This window comes from Spirillospora sp. NPDC048819 (genome assembly GCF_040650055.1).
Lineage (GTDB): Bacteria > Actinomycetota > Actinomycetes > Streptosporangiales > Streptosporangiaceae > Spirillospora.
The window spans coordinates 111,755-132,379 of the sequence record NZ_JBEZGN010000019.1 but is presented as its reverse complement, the minus strand read 5'-3'; the positions used below and the strand labels follow the sequence as shown (position 1 = coordinate 132,379).

Here is a 20,625-nt window from a genome sequence, read left to right as displayed (position 1 = left end):
CACGTCCGATGCACTGGCGCAACGCGCCGACTTGGTGTCTCCTCGTACGGGTACGGTCGGCTCCCACCGTCCCACGAACGGCCTCCAGTACGACCCCCGCCTAAGCGCACTCACCGCTGGTCATCAGGTAGTGGGCACGAAGCCCTGCCCGCCCATCCACGCGGGTTGTCTCAGGATGAGAGGAAGGGAGCGGTTAATGGCGCGTCTAGCCGTTGGTGAACTCGTTGAGTACCGAAGTTCACCCGGTGTCGGGCGAGTTATCGAAGTTGACGGAGCAAAAATATGCGTTGAGTTCTTCGAGTCCGTCGCCACCCCGCGGGCAGCCACGCAGTGGGTACTGGCCGACCAGTGCCGCCGCACGTCCTTGGACCTGGAAACCAGGATTTTCTGGCGAAGGCCAGATACTGGAGACTGGCTGGCCGGGCGAATCAAGGGACATGTAGACGGCAAGTACTACGTGCAGTTCCCGAACTACACTTCCCACTTTCCCGTTTCCGAGCAAGAACTACGCGTGCGCTGGGACCGTCCCGTGGTCGATCCGGTCTCGGTCCTCACCTCCGGCGGCAACGAGTCTGCCTATTACTACAACGCACGCATGCCGTTCCTGCGGAATCTCGTCGAGCAGCGCGCCGCGAGTGCCAGCATTCCCGCCTTGCTTTCCGCCGGCAGCGAAATCTTTCCGCATCAGGTGAATACTGCCCTCACCGTGCTCTCCGACCCGGTGCAACGGTATCTGCTCGCCGACGAGGTCGGCCTGGGGAAGACAATCGAGACCGGACATATTATCCGGCAAACGCTGATCGATGACCCGCACGCCAAGATCTGCGTGCTGACCCCCGATGTGCTGAGGCGCCAGTGGGGCAGGGAACTCGTTGAAAAATTCTTCACCGACGACTTCCCCATGGCCGTGATCAAGATCCTCGCGCACGAGGCGCCGGAGCGGTGGGCGGACCACCATGGCAGCGATCTCGTCGTGGTGGACGAGGCTCACCAGTTGGCCGCCACTTCTGACCCCAACACCTCGCCCTACCGCGAACTTGCGGCTCTCGCGCACTCGTCGCCGCGGTTGCTGCTGCTGTCCGCAACGCCCGTGATGTCGCACCGCACCACCCAACTCGGAATGTTGCACCTGCTTGACCCCGTCCTCTACCAGTGGAGCGATCAGGAGGCCTTCGAGCACAAGCACCGGTTGCGTTCCCGTTTGGCGGACAGCGTCAACAACCTCGACGCCGAGTTCACCTATATGCTTCCCACCGCGATCGAAGAGATCCTCGAAATCGTCCCTGCGGAGGACACACGCTGCGCTGATCTCAGCAGGGCCGTTCTGGAGTTGCTAGACGAACAAGATGAACTCCGGCCCGACGCCGACCTTGCGGAATTGAAGGCCCGCACTGAAGGACTACGCGCCCACATCAGCGAGGCGTACCGGCTGCACCGGCGCGTCATCCGGCACCGCCGGTCGACGGTCCTGAAGGACGACCCCGAATCCGACTTCCTGCCTTACGAAGTTCGCGGCCGCCGAACCCCCCAGCCGCTGCCACCGCGCGGCGGCGTGGACGAGATGCTGCGGGCTGGCCTGGCTGGATGGCGCTCCGGTGTCTGGGACCACCTCGTGGACCACGAGCGTGAGGACGATAAGCCCAACTACGCCATGGCGCTCGCGGTCCTGACTTCTCGGGCCACCGGCCACCATCAGGACTTCCTGGACGCGCTTGCCTGGCGCCTGGAGGGCGAGGCCATCGCTGCAGGGCGAGCCGGGCTGACCGCTGAAGAACGTGCGCTGCTCAGCGGACCCGACATCCTCGATGTCGAGCGGGCGATTTTCGACGATCTCCACGCTGAGGCCGCTGGCCTCAAGAGCGAGCGGTCTCTCGATGAACTGATCTCGACGATTCTCCCTGGGCTCAAGGGCCGTAAGAGAGCAGTGGTGTTCTGCGGCCCGGGGCAGTTGGGCGGGCAGTTGGCCGACCGGCTCCGGCAACGTTTCCCGTCTGTCTCCGTCTTCGAGCACACTCAGCGTTCTGGCCCGGAGAAGTCCGAGCAGGCCGTGACCTGCTGGGCCGGCCGCGCCGAAACCGGCCAAGGCACTCCTCAGCCCGCTGTACTCGTCGTTGACGACTCAGCCGAAGACGGCCTGAACCTCCAGGTCGCCGACGCCGCTGTTCACATCCGGTTGCCATGGTCCCCGAACCGACTCGAACAGCGGCTCGGCCGAATCGACCGCTATCGCGACACCAGCTTTCCCGGTCAAATCATGGCCGTGGCCCAGTTCAGGGTGGGTGATCCGTTCGCCGAAGACTCCCTGCCTGAGTCCTGGACGACGCTGCTGACGGAGGGGTATGGCGTCTTCGATGACTCGGTGTCAACACTTCAGGACGCGATCGCGACAGGTCTCACGGCAACTTGGTCGGGCGCATTGGAATCCGGTGTGGAAGGCTTCACCAACAGAACCGAGGCTGTCAGCGCGGAACTGAAGAAGGTGCGCGAGGAAATCGACAAGATGGACATGCTCGAGGCGATCCATGACCACACCTTGGAGGAGCGGAACATCGCTGCCGATCTGCAGGTGTTCGAGTACGGGTGGAAGAGCGCACAGAGTGCCATGCTCGACTACACCGGGGGCGCGGGCGGAGTTAAACTCCGCACTGCCGTACGGACCATTGCCGGGAACAAGCAGCAGGTCTTCGATTTGGCGGGGTCTCAACCGTTGATCGATCCCCGGCACTGGCGTGACATGCGGGCCCAGATTCCTGCTGCTGCGACGCAGGGGGTTTTCAACCGTTCGGTGGCGGTGCGGTCACCCGCAACCCGCCCTTTCCGGTCCGGAAATCCGCTGGTGGACGCTCTCTCAACGGCGATCTACCACGATGACCGCGGGCAGGCTTCGGCCTTCCGCCGGATCGACCGGCGGCACCAGGACGCCCCGGTCCCTTACTTCGGCTTCGATTTCCTGGTTGAAGCCGACCTCTCTGCGGCTCAGGAGTTCGTCGGCGACCAGCCTCATGTCGCGGCGGCACTGCGGCGTCAGGGCGACCGGCTGCTCGCGCCCTTCACCTTGAAAGTGTGGATCGAAGCCGGTGTGGCCACGCCGCTGACGCACAAGGGCGCGATCGTCTGGCTCGACCAGCCCTATGACAAGCGGCGGGACAAGAACTACAACGCCGCCCGCCTCCCCGGGCTGATCGAGATCTTCGGCGGCTGGGACGGCTACCGCGAAACTGCGGAACGGGCGGAACAGGCTGCGCGCAAGCATCTCGCGGATGTCACCGACCTAGAGCAGCGCTGCGCCCAGGCCCAGAGCCAGGCTTTGCGGCATATCGCGGTCATCGAGGCGCAGGCGCAGACCCGCAAGGCCGCCGGGCATCTGCTCGGCGACACCGAGAGCCTGCTGACCGATGTGGCCGTCACCGAGGCGCTGACCAAGGGGTTGACCACCCCCGTGATCAAGGTCGTAGCGGTGACCTGCATCGTCCGCGCCGGGCTGGAAAGGATCGGCAGTGCCGTTCAGTGAGTGGGATGAGGCTCGACGGCTCTTTGCGGCATGGCCGGGCACCACGGCGCTCGACAACGCCGGCGGAACCGTCCGAAGACTGGCCGACTCCCTCGCCGATCTGCCGAACGGCGATTCGGGCTGGCGTGACATCGTGGCGTTGACCCGGCAGATCCTGCTGAGCGCGAGGGTCCGCGGTAATGAGACTCCATTGACCGTTCCCAGCGATTCGCTGCTGCCCACTGAGGCCCAGTGGTGGGAGGGCGGCTGCCAAGCTCAGTTGGTCTCGCCTGGGAGGCTAAACGTCACCGCGCAGTTCTGGTCTCCAAGGGTACCGGCCGGATGGGCCCCCACCGCCGCGGAACATGACATGAAGGAGGTTGCTCTAGGGCCGGAGTCATCGCTTCGGCGTCGGCTCGACGGCACACCAGGCGACCCTTTCTGGTCGGAAGCCCTGGGGTACGAGCGGTACTACTCCATCGGCCAACGGCAGGCCGCCCGTTCCGTGGTGCTGGCGCCCCCCGGCAGCACCACGATCGTGTGCCTGCCCACAGGGCACGGCAAGACCCCAGTGGCGCTCGCCCCCATCCTGCTTGGCCAGAAACTCGGCGGAGCGTCCATCGTCGTAGTGCCCACGGTGGTGCTAGCACTCGATATGGAACGCCGAACTCGCGAGTTGCTGCGGAGACGAGGGGTTGAAGCACCCAGCGGCCACTACGCCTATACCGGTTCTCTCGCCGAGGAGACCAAGCGGCAGATGAGGGACGATGTGGCCAACGGTCGGCAGACGGTGCTGTTCACCTCGCCCGAGGCGATCTCCACTGGGCTGCAGAAGGCGCTAGACATCGCAGCCGAGAACGGCTACCTGCGCTATTTCGTCATTGACGAGGCCCACCTGGTCGAACAGTGGGGGAACGACTTCCGGCCCACCTTTCAGACGATCGCCAATCAGCACCGTAACTGGTTGCGCCGCGCTCCGGCCGGCCGGGAACCGCGCACTGTCGCGATGAGCGCGACGCTCACGGCCCAGCAGGTTGAGACGCTGGAGAACCTCTTCGGGCAGCCCGGGGCCACACAGGTCGTCTGGGCTTCACAACTCCGCAGCGAGCCCAGCTACTACATCGACACGTTCCCCGACGAGAAGAGTCGCCGCTCCGCCATCGTGGAAGCGCTGACGCGTCTGCCTCGGCCCGCGATCCTCTATGTAACCCGTGTTGAGGACGCCCGCCTGTGGGCTGAGGAGTTCTACGATCGCGGTCTGCGGCGCGTTACCCATGTCACCGGCGAATCAACCCCTGAGCAGCGCGGCGCTGCCATGAAGGGCTGGGCAGGACGGACCGCTGGCGGCCCTGTTTCGACCCGCTTTGACATCATCGTAGGGACCTCGGCCTTCGGGCTGGGAATCGACCTTGCGGATGTCCGGACGGTTGTGCACGCGTGTGTGCCCGAGACAGTGGACCGCTACTACCAGGAGGTTGGGCGGGGTGGACGCGACGGGAACCCGTCGCTGGCCTACATGGCCAATGCCCCTGGCGACTTTTATCTCGCCGAGAAGTTGAATAAGAATGCGATCCTCAGGGCCGACACGGCGTGGGGCCGCTGGTCTGCGCTCTTCCAGAACCGCCTGGGTGAAGCGGATGGCACCTACCAACTGGACCTCGACATGGTTCCCCCGCGCATGGCGGTCGGCTACGGCAAGAACCGCGACTGGAACACCAAAACGCTCAACCTAATGTCCCGCGCCCACATGATCGAGGTGACGGCCCCCAAAGTTCCGGTCCAAGGGGAGGGCGAGCCCGACGCCGCATGGGAAGCACGCCTCGCTCTGTATTACGAGACCCTGCCGTCCCGCGTCGACGTACGGCTCATGGACGGCCAGACGAACGATCCGGCCTACTTCGAGCGGAAGATTGACGACACGAGGACGCGCATCATCGACAGTCAGCAGGATGCACTGAACCAACTGCGGAAGGCGATCCGCAGCGACCGCTGCATCGCCGACGTGCTGGCCCAGTACTACCTGCTCCCCGTGGAACGCGGGGTCCTGCGTACTTCGGCAGTGTGCCGGGGGTGTCCGCATTGCCGCCGGCAACTCGAACCACTAGAAGCGGGGCGTTTTTACCGCATGGCCGCACAGCCCCATCCGGCTCTGGCCTATTGGCCCCCGACCTCGTCGGCCCCGCTCAGCGGCTTCCTGGGGCCCAATACGTCGTTCCTGAGCATCTGGTGGAAGGCCGAGAGCCCAGAGCATCGTCTGCTCGGTCAACTGGTGGAGCAACTCGTCCGGCGCGGTGTGCACGTGCTCGGCGGTCCGGGCGCGGCTCCCCTGCTCACGGCAATCCAGCGCGACGTGTCACCCGAGCCGCTCATCCTGGATGCTGATGAGGAACTCCTCCACGATGACCGCCGGCCGCTCCTGTGGGTTCTTGAGGACTCGGATATATCGCTGAGCACCGCCGAGCGTGATCGGATCGACGGTGGAGGAATGACCTATCTCCTCCACCCGGACCATCTCATTCATCCAGACAAGCCGATGTCCCGTCTCATCGATATGCACAGCGCCAACATCTCCATCGAAACCGCACTGAGGTCCCTTTAATGTCCCTGCTCAACGTCAATGACTCCCTGCCAGCGTTCCTCTGGGCCACCGTGCGGCTGCTCGCCACCGAAGAACGGCCCTACAGCGCTGAGAAGGCAAAGGCGTTGCTTGTCCCCCCCTCCATCGGAGGGGAGAAGGGTGGGGCCTTCAACGATGCGGTGTCGACTCTTGAGGGCCTGAAACTTCTCACAAGCCACGAGAACGGCACGCTGGAACTCGTGGGTGCTGCGCGGAACCTGACCGGCAAGGACTACATCGAGTTCGTCAAAGTGCTGCGCGATGCGGTCCTCGATCGCCCCGTCAACACTGAGATTGGCGCCAATGCCAGCCAGGTCGGTCCCCGAGACCTTTGCCGCGCGCTCAGTTGGTTCCTCACCCAGGACCCCACTGGGCCTGCGTTCAACTGGGCCTCGGTTCAGCAGGTCCAGCAAGGTGCCTTGTCCGAGGAGGCCGGCACCCTTGCCGTCATCAACGACACCCGGTGGGCACGGTTCACCACTTGGGCGCCCGCGCTCGGGTTCGCCGCCGCCGCACTGGCGACGAGCAACTCAGCCAACTATCTGGTCCCGGACTGCACGCGTGCCGTACGGCAGACCATCTTCTCCCGGTGGAAACCGGACGCGACATTGACCAGTGCCGAATTGCTGCGCGGCTTGCGCGAGGAACTTCCAGTGCTGCCGGGAGGTGAGTATTCGCTGGCGGTTGGTCTTCCCGCCCCCGCAGACATGTCTGCGGGGCCTGCGCTCTCGCATGCTCTCCTCCGCGGCTCGGAAGAAGGCTGGCTGACGTTGGAGCGCGACGCGGACGCTCGAAACTTTCTGCTCGTTCACGACCCTGATCGGCCGGATTCGCCCCGCGCATACAGCACGATCAAGATCCTCAAGGACCTCCATGTCTGACCTCCACAACACACTGTGTTGGGATCCCGAGACCGCCTCCGCAACCATCAACACCGAAGCGGTCAACCCGTCTCCGGCCGTCTTCCTCGCGACACATGCGCCGCTCCGCATCCGGCAGGCTGCCGTACGGGGACGCGACCTGATTCGAGAGGACATCGAGGTCGGCGAAGAGGACGTCCTCAAGGACTTTCTGACGAGGAAGGCGGACACCGGCACCCTGCTCATGCCGATCGTCGGCGACTCCGGCTCCGGCAAGTCGCACCTGGTCCGGTGGGTGCGAGAGAATATCCGCGACAACGACAAGTACCAGGTCATCTACCTAGAGAAGTCGCGGACCAGCCTCAAGGCCGTCATCGAGGAGTTGCTGAGCGGTGTCCAGGACGAGTCTCTGGACAAACTACGCGCCGACATCAACTCCTTTAGTAGTGGGCTGGACGAGACCGCGCTAGCACGCCGACTCGTCAATGCCCTCAACGAAGCGCTTGCCGCCACGTCGCCGAGGGACATGCAAGGATCGGCGCGCAGCCTGGCAGGTCCCAAGGGCTTGGCGACGATTCTGCAAGACCCTTATATTCAGGACTACATCCTGGCCAAGGGCGGTTTCATCCCGACCCTGGCGTCACAGCTCCTCAACAACCGCACCGCAGGAGCCCCGGACAGGACACAGGGCTTCGATATCGATGACCTTCCGTTGGCGGTCGGTGACATCAGAGAAGCCGCCCGGATTCCCGCGACTCTCCTGGGCAAGATGATTTCATCGCCCGACCTACAGAGCGCGGCTGTCGACTTGATCAATCTGCATATGGATACGGCGGTCGGCAGCGTCGCCAACCTCGGAGGCGGCCGTCTCTTCGAGGCAATGCTCCAGGTCCGTGAAGCGTACGCGCGGCAGCGCAAAGAGATCATTCTGCTGGTCGAGGACTTCGCCCTCGTCCAGGGTGTGCAGCGCGAATTGCTGGAGGCACTCACTGAGGCTGCGACCCGCGAGGGCAAGCAGCGCTACGCGCCGATGCGAACGCTAATGGCGATCACCACCGGTTACTTCCGCGAACTGCCGGAGACGGTGTTGACTCGCGTTGCCGCGGCGACGGGCGGCCACATCTATGACCTGGACCGGGTCTTCAGCAAGGAGGACGACGGCGGCGCTCAGATCACCTCGTTTGTCGGCCGCTACCTCAACGCCGCTCGGATGGGTTATCAGAAACTGGAGCAGGCGGGCCTGCAGACCGTCCCCAACAAATGCACGATATGTCCGTTCCAGAAGTCGTGCCACGAAGCGTTCGGCAGCACTGAGGAAGGCTACGGCCTCTACCCCTTCAACGAATCGGCGCTTAAGCGTATGGTCCATTCGGTTGCTCCAAGCAACGAGCCATGGGCTTTCGTCCCTCGGACCGTTCTCAGTAATGTCGTCCGTCCCGTCCTCATCGAGCATGCCCGCGAGATTACCAGGGGCGAGTTCCCCAGCAAACGCGTCAAGGAGCGGTTCCGTACCGCTTCCATCGACTCGCCCCTGTCCACCGCGCTAGAAGGAGAGATCGATAACGTCGACAAGGTCAGTCCTGACCGGCGCAAGATCTTGCTCGAATTCTGGGGGGATGCGCCCAGTGATCCCAGCCAGATCGACAGTGCAGTACTGAAGGCGTTCGACCTCCAGCCTCTCCCCAACAACAACGGCATGCCGCGGCCTGTTACCAAGCCAAATCTCGAGAAAGAAATCCAGCCCCCGAGCACAGGGGGGTTGTCTCCCTCTCAGCAGCGAAGGATTCAGGCCCTCGAAGACTGGACCCAGCGCCAGGAAGTCCTTCCGCAGGACATAGCGGGTGCGATCCGAAGCATCGTCGCTGACACTGTCTTCCGGCGCTACGACTGGTCGGCGCCATTGATGCGAGAGCTTTCGCGCAGCGCACTTGGCAACGCCTGGTCGAACCAGGCCACGGTGGTCTCCATCGAAGGCAGCATCGAGCGCCTTCCCGGCACTGACCGTGCCCCGATCAAGTTCACGCGCACCCCAGTGAACAGCCAGTTCTTCCAGAGCCTCTATCTGGCCAAGGAAGGCAGCACCGAGGCACGCGGAGAGCACATCCGCCGCCTGGCCAAGATCGCCGACGACTCTCGGAGCAAACTCTCCGAAGCCATCGTACGGCACATGGAGATCTCCGATGAGGAACTCACGATCGGGTTGCGCGCCTCTCTCATCGGTGCGGCTTTGGCTGGCAAGGCCGCACCGAAGATGAGCGTTGAGGAACTCCTCGCGGTGGCCCTGGACGACGGCGCCACCTGGCGGCGCGGTGACATCGCGCTCCGGACCGACGGTTGGCGCAGTCTTCTCGAAATACATCTGGGAGGGCGTCGCCCGCTCGTTGAGCGGCTGCGTGCCGCACTCGGCGTGGCGCAGGGCACCGGCGCGGTGCAGATGATCGATGCTGCTCGCGTATTTCCGCTTCTGCGAGACGCACAGCGGACTTGGACATGGGAAACCCCGGAGAAGCTTCCCTCCTGGGTGAAGCCTGCGGTCGCCGGCTTCGGCAGCTGGAATTCCCACGTCATGGAGCAGTTCGACGCGCTCGCGCTCGGGATGAACGAGATCCGGAAGACCTTCGCCCAAGACGAAAGCGGACCAGAAGTCGTGAAGCAGGTCCGGTCGGCGTTGACCGAGGCGGAGAAGGTCGGCCTCGGACCAGGACAACACGATCAGTTGCGAGCACTTCTCGCTTCGGCGGAGTCCGCCGACTGGAGGGCCGTGGCAGCCCTTGAGAAGGACATCAACGCGGCCACCTCCAGCGATGACCCACGCGCACTGGATGCCGTGCTGCTGGCGGTAGCTCCCGACCGGGGTGCGGCGCTCATGACGATCAGCGAGTTCTTGAGGCAGGCGGACCAGTGGCTATCTTCGGCGCTTGCGGTCGCTGCTCGCCGCAGCGACACCTCCGGTGACGCGGCGGTCACGGCCATGACGAACGTGCTGGGCGACTGGACCTCGCTGATCGAAACGCAGGGGAACAATGTTTGAGAATACTTCCGTCCTTGAAAAGGCGACCCGCCTCCAGTTCGAAGCCAACCGCATCTACCTGAGCCAGGCAGGAGCGCACGAGGCGGAGCGGGTACAGAACCGCGTCCACTCGCTCAGTGCGGCAATCGGCAAGTTGCGGATGTTGACGAGGACCGCGCAGTTCCTCATCGAGCGAACGGAAGCCAGCATCGACCTCTCGATGCTCGGCCAGGGGTACAAGGAACTGGCCAAGCATGCTGACCGCGGTTTTCCGTCGAACCAGGCGTTCGGCCACGCCGAACGCCGCCTCAAGAGCACCGCGGACGCGTTGGCCACCGCGATCCAGGTGCAGTGGAAGGGCTGGGCGGAGGACCAACTTGCCGAACTCAAACTTAGCGGGATCGCGATGCTTGGCCAAAAGCAGCAGGAACAGGCAAGAATGCTGTTGAAGTCGCTCAAAGTGACTGCAGCCTCCCCGTCACCGGACATTCCCCAGATCACTGGATTCATCAACCAGCACGCCCTGCTTTCCGAGGAACTTCAGCAGGCCCCGGACGTTCCCGCCGAACTTCTTGCTCTGCTGAACAGGCTCAACAACGGAGGCGTCACTCTCGCCGACGTCGCCGACGAGGAGATCGCGCTGCTGCGCGCCCATGCGATGGACCCGCAGATTGAGTTGAAGAGGAAGTTGTCGTGACCGACGTGGAATGGCGGTTCGCCGGTCATCTGCTCGACCGACTCGAAGACTTGGAGTTCCCGGTACTTTCCTGGGGGGCGACGAATGGCGCGCTCTCTGAGGAGGAAGTCCTCGACATCATCGAGGACGCTTTGGCCACACATCCGGGTGCACCTGATGCAACTGCTCGTCAGGTCGTCGACTGGCTGCTGGGGCTGAGCCTGCTGCACCAGATACCTTTCACTTCACCTCCGCGCTACCGCACACGCTTTGCGGAAGCGCTGCGCCTGGCAAGCCAACTGCGCCAGCTTTTCCCCTACCAGCAGGGGAAGAACCAGCAGTACCCCGATCTCGGCTGGTGGCAGCGGGGTGCGCGGCTGGTCGCCGACTACCGGCTGCACGTCGCCAAACGTCGGTACCCCAAGCGGAACATCTCTCCGTCCGCCGCGCTCACTGAGTTCAGCGGGCTCTACGGATGGGGTCCGCTCCAGGACGGGATCGCCACTGCCTTGATGAGCGGATGGAACCTCTCCCGTTTCCAGGTGGACGCGACCAAAGCCATCTACACCGCGTTCTCCCTCAAAAGGTCGTCCGGCGTGATCGTCGGAGCCGGCACTGGTAGCGGCAAGACCCTCTCCTTCTACCTGCCCACGCTGACCGACATCGGCGCCACCGCTCGCCCCACCGCCGCCTACGTCCATACGCTGGCGCTCTACCCGCGTAAGGAACTTCTTCGGGACCAGTTGCGCGAGGCGTTGGCCAACGTTGATCGGATCGAGCAGACGCCAGGACAGCAGCATCGGCGGCCGTTGCGGATCGGTGTGCTCTATGGCGACGTCATCTGGTCCGTTGACGACCTGACCAGGAAGACCCCCGCCGCACGCGCTTGGAAGCGCCGGACGGACGGCTTCGTCTGCCCCTATCTCACCTGCCCCAGTTGCACGGTGGGTCTCCTGATCTGGCCTGCTGAGAAGCACGCTGCGAAGGTTGAGGGCCTTCGCTGTGTGGAGTGCGGTCACGAGATCAGGTCCGAGCAACTCGCACTGACGCGCAACTCGCTCAACGCCAGGCCGCCGGACCTCCTGTTCACTACCACCGAGATGCTGAACCGCAACAGCACCGACCCGAAGTTGGGCAAACTGCTCGGCTGGGTAGGCGGACGCACTCCGCGCGTAGTGTTGCTGGACGAGGTTCACACCTATACCGGCGTGCACGGCGCGCAGGTTGCTCTTCTCCTGCGACGGTGGCGGAACGCCGTTCACAAGCCGGTGTCGTTCGTCGGCCTGAGCGCAACGCTGCGGGAAGCGCAGCGGTTCTTCGCACAGTTGACTGGGCTTCCCGAGACCGATGTCACGCACATCGAACCGGACTCGAAGGACATGGAGGAGGAAGGGCGCGAATACGCGCTGGCCCTCCGCGGCGACCCGCTCTCCGGCGCAAGCCTGCTCTCCACGTCGATTCAGGCCGCCATGCTCTTCGGCCGGGTCCTTGATCCCCGGGGCAGGGAAGGGCTCTACGGCTCTACCGGTTTTCTCTTCACTGACGATCTCGATGTGACGAACCGGTACTACCGTAACCTCCGCGACGCAGAAGGCCAGGGCACAGGTCCTCGGCACCAGCGCAAGGTGCTCGCGGGGCTGCGTTCACCTGGCGCCGGCCACCGTGCGGAGCGCTATCAAGACGGTCAGTCCTGGGATCTTGTCGAAAAGATCGGTTCCGTTCTCGATCCCGAACTGAGAATGGGCGAACTCAAGATCGGACGTACCTCGTCCCAGGACGCCGGGGTGAGCCTCGACGCCCGGCTCATCGTCGCCACCGCGTCGCTGGAGGTCGGATTCAACGATCCTCGCGTCGGCCTGATCATGCAGCACAAGGCTCCCCACGACGCGTCGTCGTTCATCCAGCGGCGCGGTCGCGCCGGACGACAGCGCAGGACGAGGCCGCTAACTGTCGTCACCTTGTCCGACTACGGGCGTGACCGCCTCACCTACCAGGCGTACGAGACCTTGTTCGCTCCACAGGTCACGGCTAGCAGCCTGCCGATCCACAACCGGTACGTCCTCAAAGTCCAGGCGGCGCAGGTTGTCCTGGACTGGCTGCAGTGGAAACTCATGCCTTCGCTCGGCCACCGGCTCAATGTCCGGAGTCTGTTGGCAGCCCCCGCCGGCTCGTACCCGGAGTATCCAGCCCACAACTCCGTCGTGCAGGAACTGAAGGACCTGCTCGACGAGGACCCGGAGAACAGCCCACGCCAGGACAGTCTCGCCCAGTACCTGCAGAAGGCTCTGAAGATCAGCGCCGACGAGGCGCAGGCCCTCATGTGGGAACAACCCCGGTCACTCATGCTTGCTGTGGTTCCCACCGCCCTGCGCCGCCTGGCAACACGTTGGCGTCCCGTGCGCTCTGATCCCGGGGCCGCGCCGTACACGCTGCTGCCCGAGTTCGTGACCCAGTCGCTGTTCGCTCCGCTCAACCTTCCGGAAGTGGAGTTCGAATTGCCCTTCGGCTCCGGCAAGTCCGGTGAGGAGGAGCGGATGCCGGTCGCCCGGGCGCTGCGCGAGGCTGTGCCGGGGCGGGTCAGTATGCGGTACGGCTACCGCGGCGACCGTGATCGGTCGTGGCTCCCAGTGCCACTGGACTCCGACACCGAGATCGAACTCGAATCGGGTTTCCTCAGCGAGTTTCAGGTCGAGGGTCAGTGGCGGGGATACAACGGCCCCGGTGAAACCCTCACCGTCCTCAGGCCGTACCGCATCAAGTTGGAAGTCCCTCCCAAGGAGATCGAGGATCGCTCCCAGGGCACGCCTCTGTGGGCCACCGACATCGCGGAGTCTCCGAACGCGCAGGGCAACAACCTTGAAGCCGCGGCGTCCTCGTCTTGGCTGAAGGACGTGCAGATCGGCTTTCGGACGCATGCTGGCGGAAATCCCGTCTCCGTCCGGCGTATGGCGTTCGGCGCGGACGCCACCGTCGCCATTGGCCGCGGCAACGAGCACCGGAGCCGGGTGCGGTACACCTACCAGGGCTCCCCCGCCGCTCTGGGCTTCGAACTGCTTGTCGACGCCTTCAAGGCCACCCTCCCGCAGATCGACCTGGATCTGCCTCAGGTTCAAAAATACCTGCGCTCGCCCCAGTGGCGATCACAGGCCTTCTACCGCGCTGTGGAGGAAGATCCAGTTCTCGTCGAGCTCACGAACGTCTTCAAACGAGGTTGGCTCGCTCTGATCTACTTCACCGCGTTCTCCCTAAAGGGACTGGAGAGTTCGCGGACCGCTCAGGAGATCTGGACGGCCATGTCCGACGGGTCCTGGCGCGATGAGATAGAACGCATCCTTCAAGTGCTGTACCGCTCCGAGGACACCACGACCGACGCTCTCACCGAAACCCGGCTGGTGAAGGGGCTTCGGGAGTTGAGCCAGGAGCAGCCCGTGGTGGACGCACTCAACCGTGCTGGGGAGTTGCTCTTTGCCAAGGACATCGCCGAGCGGACCCAGCAGTTCGCGCGGCGGGGCTACCAGGACACTATGGCAGCCGCGATGCTCGCGGCGACGCTGCGACTGTGCCCCGACGCCCAGGAGAACGACGTGATCGTGGACGTGATCCCGGGTCAGGACCCGGACGGTCCCGCAACGATCTGGCTCAGTGAGACCTCCGTCGGGGGGCTCAGCGTGATTGAGCAACTCGTGCACGTCTACTCCGTCGCGCCACAGCGCTTCTGGTCCACCGTCATCGCGGCGCTCAAGCCCAACGAGTACGAGTACACCGACGCGGCCGTCACCCGGCTGCTGCGCAACATTGTCGATGAAGAACCCGACGGCATCGCGGCGGTGGCCGTCCAGGCGATGCGCGATGCCATCTCCATCGTTGAGACCGAGACGGCACTCCGGGAGATCCGGGTCGCTTGGACCAAACTCGACGGCCCGCCCCGGCACAGCGCTGTCGCGACCCTGTCAACCCGCGTGCTCCGGCCGGGCAGCGGTCCCGGCACCGATGCGGAGACGCTGCGACTGCTCGACGCGTGGACCGACGCCGAACACCGGCTCGGGTTTGAGGTCGATGCGCGGGTCATCGCCTACGCGGTGGGCACCGGAACCATCCGGACCGGAGAGCGCCGACTCCGTGCAGACCAGGCGTTCAGCATGCTGTGGCCGCGAGGTTCGCAGGCCCGCAGTTACCACCTCCGGCATTACCAGCCGTTTACCCCGCTGGAGCAGCCGGTCGTCCTTGACCGGCTGCTCGTGGAGGCGGCGCTTGACGAACGACTGCCCCGCATTGACATCACTCAGCCAGGCTGGGAGGGACAGTACGAACAGGGGATGGCCGAAGCCGGCGCGGTCGATCTGGTCTGCCCGGTGCATGAGCGCGGAGCACTAGGCGATGCGCTGACGCTGGTTCCCTTGATCACGGTCGACCGTGATGTGCTCCGCCTGCACGGCGAGGTCGATGCGGTGAGCCGGGCAGGAGAACGGTTCCTGGTGCGCGTGGTGCTTCGAGAGGTGGATCAGTGATCGAAACTGAACGCAACATCCGCCCCAGCCGGGCGACCGGCATCACGGTGGACTCGGTCATGCGGGCCGCGCTGCTCTCGGAACTGGTGCGTCCCGTGTCGGAAGGCCGCACATTGTGGCTTGTGTCGGGATGGGTCACCGAAGTCCCGGTCATCGACAACTCCTACGGAGCGTATGACGCGTTGCTCGGCGACGACTTCCCGGCCGTAGCCAACCTCTCCCATGTTCTGGGCGCCATCCACCGCCGTGGCACGTTTGTCAATCTGGTCACGATGCGCCTGCCCCGGAACGAGGTATTCGCCAACCAACTTCGCCGGGCGGCCGGTGATACCCCTGAGCCGCATATCACCGATGGCGAGGTGGCTCACGAAAAGACTCTGTGCACCAATTCGTGGCTAATCGAAGGTTCCATGAACTTCACTCGGAACGGTCTCGGTGTCAATGACGAGTCTGTCAATTACACGACGAACTCGGCTAAGATAGCCAAGGCTCTCATGGATTTTGCAGACCGTTGGGAGGGGAAGTGACGACCACTGCTTCAGTAGACAAGTTCGACCCTTCTAGGCTGGCGAAGTTCCTCGAAGTATTCCTTTCCGAGCCCAACGACATCGCAAGATACGAGTCAGCCGTAGTGGCACTGCGCGAGCAAACCAGAGCAGACGATGACCTGATCGTCCTGCCGCGCGCCCACATGTCAGATGACCTGGCGTACGTATACGTCGTCGCCAGGCGCTCCATCAGCACACGCCAGGTGCAGGAACTCATCGCCGCCTTCGCTGGAGCGAGTTACGCCCGCACCGGGGACAGGGTTCCCTATGAACTCGACCTTTCCGATCCACTTGACAAGGCGGTTTCCGAGTTCATTGAAGGTGAAACTGCCACTGTTTTCCGAGTGAGCAGCATCAACAATGACCAAAAACGCAGAGAATTGCGCAACGCTCTGCAGAAGATGCGCGACCTCAGCAGGAAGGCACCGACCCGGTCCTGGGCCTTGGCACGTCCTTTGGGGCGTCTCATCTCTGACTTCGACGCTGCTTTGGCAGCGGGCGGCAGCATGACATCGGAAGCGATCTATCAGCAGATCGTCAACCGGGGCGGAATCAACGCGACGAACCTTGCTCATCTGCGCATCAAGCGGTTTGACCGCCTCGGCCTCAGCAGTGAACTGCTCAGCATGCCCCGGCTTTCCTACGTGCTCGCGCAGAACCCTCCGCGCCCGGTCAAGGAAGCAGTGCTCAACGCCGTCTACACGACGGCCCTCGCCGCACCGTTGGACGACGGCGACATCGACGCGGCCGTCGCCGCTCTCTCCAACATCAGAATCTCGCTCCCAGTCCGCGAAGGGGCGACCCACTGTGGCCCCGAGGCTGTGGCCGTTCTCCTCACCGCGGCCATCGGCCGGGGAGACGCCGAACACCTTGCGGTGATGCTCGCGGATCTGGTGGACAGCGAGTCGACCACGGCGGCCCTCCCTGAAGCCTTGCTGACAACGGCCCGTGCACTTGCTCCCTTCAAAGCCGTGCAGCCAGAACCTCCTCAATACACTTCTACATCTACAGAATCTTCGACTATCTCCCCTTGGCTTGACCTTTTCGAATCTGCTTCGATATCAGAAGTCGAGAACGTAAGAGAAAGCGAAGCATGGCGCGATTGGGAATCGCTGTCTGACGTCGATGGTCAGCTTTCCGATTATCTTAGCCGTCTTAGTGACAGTGAGTGGTCAAGAGCATGGATACGTGTAGGCATTATTCTTGAGGCGCTTGACTATCATTCGAGTGTCCCCCGGACAGCCCGCGTTTTCATCGACTACGCACTGCTCGCCGACAGGTTTTCGCCGGGGGACCTACTCACCCTCACCGCCCTCGCCGACGCGTTTTTCAGGACCGGACCGTCTCAGGCCGCGTACCACGGACTACTCCAAGAGTTGCTGGACACTGTTAGCCGGTGGTGCTCGGTAGAGCAAGCAGACATCGCCCTCGACCTTGTTGACCTGCTCGTACGCATGCCGTGCCCCGATGAAAACGCTCGGCTCACCCTTGCTCTCGGCATTCTTGACCCCATACATCGTCATCAGAACCGACTGTCAACCAGCACGCACGCCTTCGCCCGGCAACTCTCCAAGGAACTAGACCTCGGCCTAACCTGGCAGACTCCGGACGACCCAGAAGAGACGGTGCAGGACCTCTCGGGCCGCACCGTGCTGCTCTACTCCCTGGACGAGGGAGTACTAAAGCGGGTCGCGGAGGAAATAGGTCGGCAGTTCCCGGATCTGCGAGTGCACCTTTCGCACGACAAAGTCGGCAGTCCAGCCCTTAAGGAAAAGGCGCAGAACTCTGACGTCATCGCCCTCGCGGTCCGATGCGCCAAGCACGCCGCGACAGGCTTCATCCGGGAGCACGCAAAGAGTAAGCGCGCCGTCTTCTACGCTAACGGAAGCGGTTCGTCGTCGCTTCTCACCGCAGCCATGAAGGGCTTTGCCCAGCAATAGTCATGTGCCACCGGCACCCTGGCCGCATCTGGTCAGCCAAGCCTTGGCTGGGCATATGCGAGTAAGTGGGCACAAGGTGTGGTAATTTATTTGCCATCCAAAAGTAGGGAGAAGTGTATCTAAAACCTGCACTGACGTGCGACGTGAAGGGAGTGGTTCGAACACTCTATTAAGTTTGCCCGAAAATAGAATACGGTCTACTCGGCGACCAAAAGGCGAAGCATGCACAAAATCGCCAAGGCGAGCCGGTGGAAGGTGGCAGCCTTCCACCGGCTCTATGGACCCCTTTTTTGCAGCCACCGACACGCATGCCGGTGGGGGAAGGATCCGCATGCTGTACTACCCGGACGAGCCGTGGGAGTCAAATCCGGACGCGCTGCCGTGCCTCCACGTCTTCGAGGAGGCAGACGAGGACGGGGGGTCGGTCTGCGTCCTCTGCGGACTGCTGGAGCGGGAGTGGACAGACCTGGGCTGATGGCAGGGGTTTCGCGACCACGACGGACTGTGACTGGTCCAAAGCGGTAGTCGGGACGGGGATGGAGGCAAAGATTGCTGCCCTGCTCCCCGTAGGGGGCAGGGCAGCGAGCCGTCCTGTTGGCCATCGAGGGCGAGCGAAGGAGCTCAGAACAGCGGGTTCTGGTCGACCATGACGAGTAGGCCCTTGGTCAGCCACTTCACATCGTTAGGGGTGTTCTGCAGGCCGTTCCACCTGCGTTCCTCGTCCCTGCCGAAGTGCCAGCTTCCCTCGGTCCAGGCCGCTACGACCTCGATGTTCTTCAGCTTTTCAAGGATGTGTCCGCGGTCGAGCTCCTCGGCCGGCTCGTCTTCGGTGAGCTTGTCCATTACGTAACCCATGCCCTGGATGCCGACGCCGTGGGTCAGCCGGGAAGAACGGGGCGGCTTGCTCCAGGCGTTCGGGAAGACCTCCTTGACCAGGCCCCAGAACGTGTTGAGGTGGAGCAACATACGTTCGACGTCTCCACCACCCCGCTCATCGCGGTACTGGTAGAGCGCTCCCTCATACATGCTGTTCTCGATCATCTTCAGGACGCTGTTGTCCTTGATGTAGCCGTCCGGCGAGGTCGGGGTCGCGATCGCCTTGTAGAACGGGCCGGCTGCGGTCCCGTTGAGCCGGGTCATGAGCACCGCCGGCAACTGACGGCGGGCATACCCCGGCGGCAGGTGGCCCTTTGTGTTGGGCAGCAGTTCATGGATTAGGCCCTTGGGAAGCGGCTTGGTGTTGTTGACCAGGATGAACTGGGCACGCTGCTCCGCCTCGTCATCGGCGATGAAGCCCACAGCCGCAACTGGGAACGTGTCGACCTCCGCCTCCCGAATGGCAGCGCTCCGCTGCTGTCCGTCCACCAACCAAGCGGGCTTTTGATCTTCGGGAAGCTCCTCGTCCACAGGAATGATCAACTCGCCGGGCGCGGAGTAGCCCCCGCCGGCCTCTGGGGCCGTAGCCTCGAACTTCACCCGGCTGTCGAACGCCAGCACGATCGCGTTCGGCAACATCGCCGAGGGGGATTCCAAGTACCGTTTGATCGCCTTGATGTGGTTGGAGACCTCGGGACGCTGGTAGCCGTGCAACTCCTCTTGGTCGTCACGCCGGATTCGCGATACAGCTGCGAACTCGTGCAACCGCTTGCCGTCCACCGCGAAGCAGTAAATGCGGCGATCACCCTGCCGAACCTCCAGCGCCGGAAGACGAAGCGTTTGCTGGTCGGTCATTGGTTCTCCTGACTAGGTGCACGGCCGACGTGCTGAATCTTGGCGGCGAAGATGGCGAGGTTGTGGAAGCCACGGCTTTTATTGCGTTCTGTGCCCCGGAAGATGGCTATTTCAATACCAAGCTTGCTACACAACCCGCAGTTACATGTCTTCCATGGCTTCTCTTGGAGGAGAACCTCATATTTGGAAATGCGAGGCTTCTTGGCATTCTTCTTGTTGGGATCCATCTTGTCGCCCTCGACCAGTTGCTCATACTCGCGGAGGGTTTCGAGCACCTTCTCTAGGGGGGCATCGCCTTCGTCGTAAGCCCGCAGCAGGCGAAGCGTCTCGCGTTCGAGCCGCTTCGCGTCGGTTTGCGACACTTCACCGGCCAGTATCTTGCGCTTCAGTGCGGGATTGCCGTCGACCTGCGGGATCCTGATGGCCATATGAGCGCCATCAGCGGTGTGGTAGTTGTTCTTGTCGTCCATGAACGACTGCCGGAACGGCGATGTGCTGTCAAAGCTGGTGACCCCGAGAGTGGCGAACTCTTCGATGGTGCCGACCCGAGTGATTCCCAGCAAATGCAGTTCTGCGTTCTCCCGCACCTTGTCTACCTCATAGAGACAGTCCAAGATCTCCTGCGTCCGCAACGGCACCATTCCCCCGAGCGCGATGCGTCGATAACCCATCTCTTCGAGTCGGCGGACGCTGTCAGCGTAACTGGCGGGACTCCATCCCTGGGCGGCGCCCATCGGGACGATAGGATTGCCCCGGTTTTTCACCTCATCGAAGAAGTCACTTGCGTACTGGAGGGTGATCTCACGTCGCTTAGACCACTTCGCCGGTACGGTCAACTCTGTAGCGTCTGGATCATAATGGAAGATCACATGGTCGACGCTAACTCCCTCTTGAAATCCACAACTCTCATAGAAATCGACCACCTCGGGGACGCTGTACGGTGGGTCAACTTCATCAATATAGTTGAAGGCGCCACAGTCGCCGAGTGTGGTGAAGTTGTCGGGGAGCCTAAAGTACTTTTGCACACCCAGCCTATACAGCCGCTCCCGTTGTGGCATCGTGTACTTTCCAGAGCCCCGCACTGAGCCGTCCACAATGGCCTTGCTGACCAGCATTCCGTGATAGGGCCGTTCGGCCAGGACCTCATGTGCGTACTTGTCGTCCCGCTGTCGCACGCGGTATGGCGAATATTCTTCATTATGAAAATCGTACGTCGGGCTCACCTGGTCTTGACTGTCTGGAAAG

11 protein-coding genes are annotated in these 20,625 nt (G+C 63.1%); 9 read left to right on the top strand and 2 right to left on the bottom strand.

From position 1 onward, the window contains the following. Positions 1 to 196 precede the first annotated feature (196 nt). The 9 genes from dpdE (at position 197) to AB0C35_RS24680 (ending at position 18,124) form a co-directional block, all read left to right on the top strand. Positions 197 to 3,511: a protein DpdE gene (dpdE, locus tag AB0C35_RS24720; protein ID WP_358459938.1), complete on the top strand. Its 3,315-nt coding sequence runs from the start codon at positions 197 to 199 to the stop codon at positions 3,509 to 3,511. Further along, a complete protein-coding gene (dpdF, locus tag AB0C35_RS24715) occupies positions 3,498 to 6,089 on the top strand; it encodes a protein DpdF (RefSeq protein WP_358459935.1) in 2,592 nt (863 codons plus the stop codon). The genes dpdE and dpdF overlap by 14 nt, the downstream gene beginning before the upstream one ends. After that, complete coding sequence (gene dpdG, locus AB0C35_RS24710; protein ID WP_358459932.1) at positions 6,089 to 6,988, top strand: protein DpdG; 900 nt, start codon at positions 6,089 to 6,091, stop codon at positions 6,986 to 6,988. The genes dpdF and dpdG overlap by 1 nt, the downstream gene beginning before the upstream one ends. After that, positions 6,981 to 9,998: a protein DpdH gene (dpdH, locus tag AB0C35_RS24705; protein WP_358459930.1), complete on the top strand. Its 3,018-nt coding sequence runs from the start codon at positions 6,981 to 6,983 to the stop codon at positions 9,996 to 9,998. The genes dpdG and dpdH overlap by 8 nt, the downstream gene beginning before the upstream one ends. Beyond that, the gene (locus AB0C35_RS24700; protein WP_358459927.1) at positions 9,991 to 10,674 is read left to right on the top strand and encodes a hypothetical protein; all 684 of its coding nucleotides are present in this window, start codon (positions 9,991 to 9,993) and stop codon (positions 10,672 to 10,674) included. Before dpdH ends, AB0C35_RS24700 begins: the two co-directional genes overlap by 8 nt. Beyond that, positions 10,671 to 15,161, top strand: coding sequence for a protein DpdJ (gene dpdJ, locus AB0C35_RS24695; protein ID WP_358459924.1), 4,491 nt, complete (start codon positions 10,671 to 10,673; stop codon positions 15,159 to 15,161). Before AB0C35_RS24700 ends, dpdJ begins: the two co-directional genes overlap by 4 nt. Next, on the top strand, positions 15,158 to 15,688 hold the full coding sequence (gene dpdK / locus AB0C35_RS24690) for a phospholipase D-like domain-containing protein DpdK (RefSeq protein WP_358459921.1): 531 nt from the start codon (positions 15,158 to 15,160) through the stop codon (positions 15,686 to 15,688). The genes dpdJ and dpdK overlap by 4 nt, the downstream gene beginning before the upstream one ends. Beyond that, positions 15,685 to 17,649, top strand: a complete 1,965-nt coding sequence (gene dpdD / locus AB0C35_RS24685; protein ID WP_358459918.1) for a protein DpdD — start codon at positions 15,685 to 15,687, stop codon at positions 17,647 to 17,649. Before dpdK ends, dpdD begins: the two co-directional genes overlap by 4 nt. 331 nt (positions 17,650 to 17,980) lie before the next feature. Beyond that, positions 17,981 to 18,124 carry a hypothetical protein gene (locus AB0C35_RS24680; RefSeq protein ID WP_358459915.1) on the top strand — a complete coding sequence of 48 codons (144 nt, stop codon included), beginning with the start codon at positions 17,981 to 17,983 and terminating at the stop codon, positions 18,122 to 18,124. A gap of 146 nt (positions 18,125 to 18,270) precedes the next feature. On the opposite strand, the gene dbpB is transcribed toward AB0C35_RS24680, so the two are convergent. Both dbpB and dpdA read right to left on the bottom strand, forming a co-directional pair. Continuing rightward, positions 18,271 to 19,380: a DGQHR domain-containing protein DpdB gene (gene dbpB / locus AB0C35_RS24675; protein WP_358459912.1), complete on the bottom strand. Its 1,110-nt coding sequence runs from the start codon at positions 19,378 to 19,380 to the stop codon at positions 18,271 to 18,273. Next, positions 19,377 to 20,603 (bottom strand): tRNA-guanine transglycosylase DpdA, encoded by a 1,227-nt coding sequence (gene dpdA / locus AB0C35_RS24670; protein ID WP_358459909.1) that lies wholly within the window; start codon positions 20,601 to 20,603, stop codon positions 19,377 to 19,379. Before dpdA ends, dbpB begins: the two co-directional genes overlap by 4 nt. Positions 20,604 to 20,625: the final 22 nt, after the last annotated feature.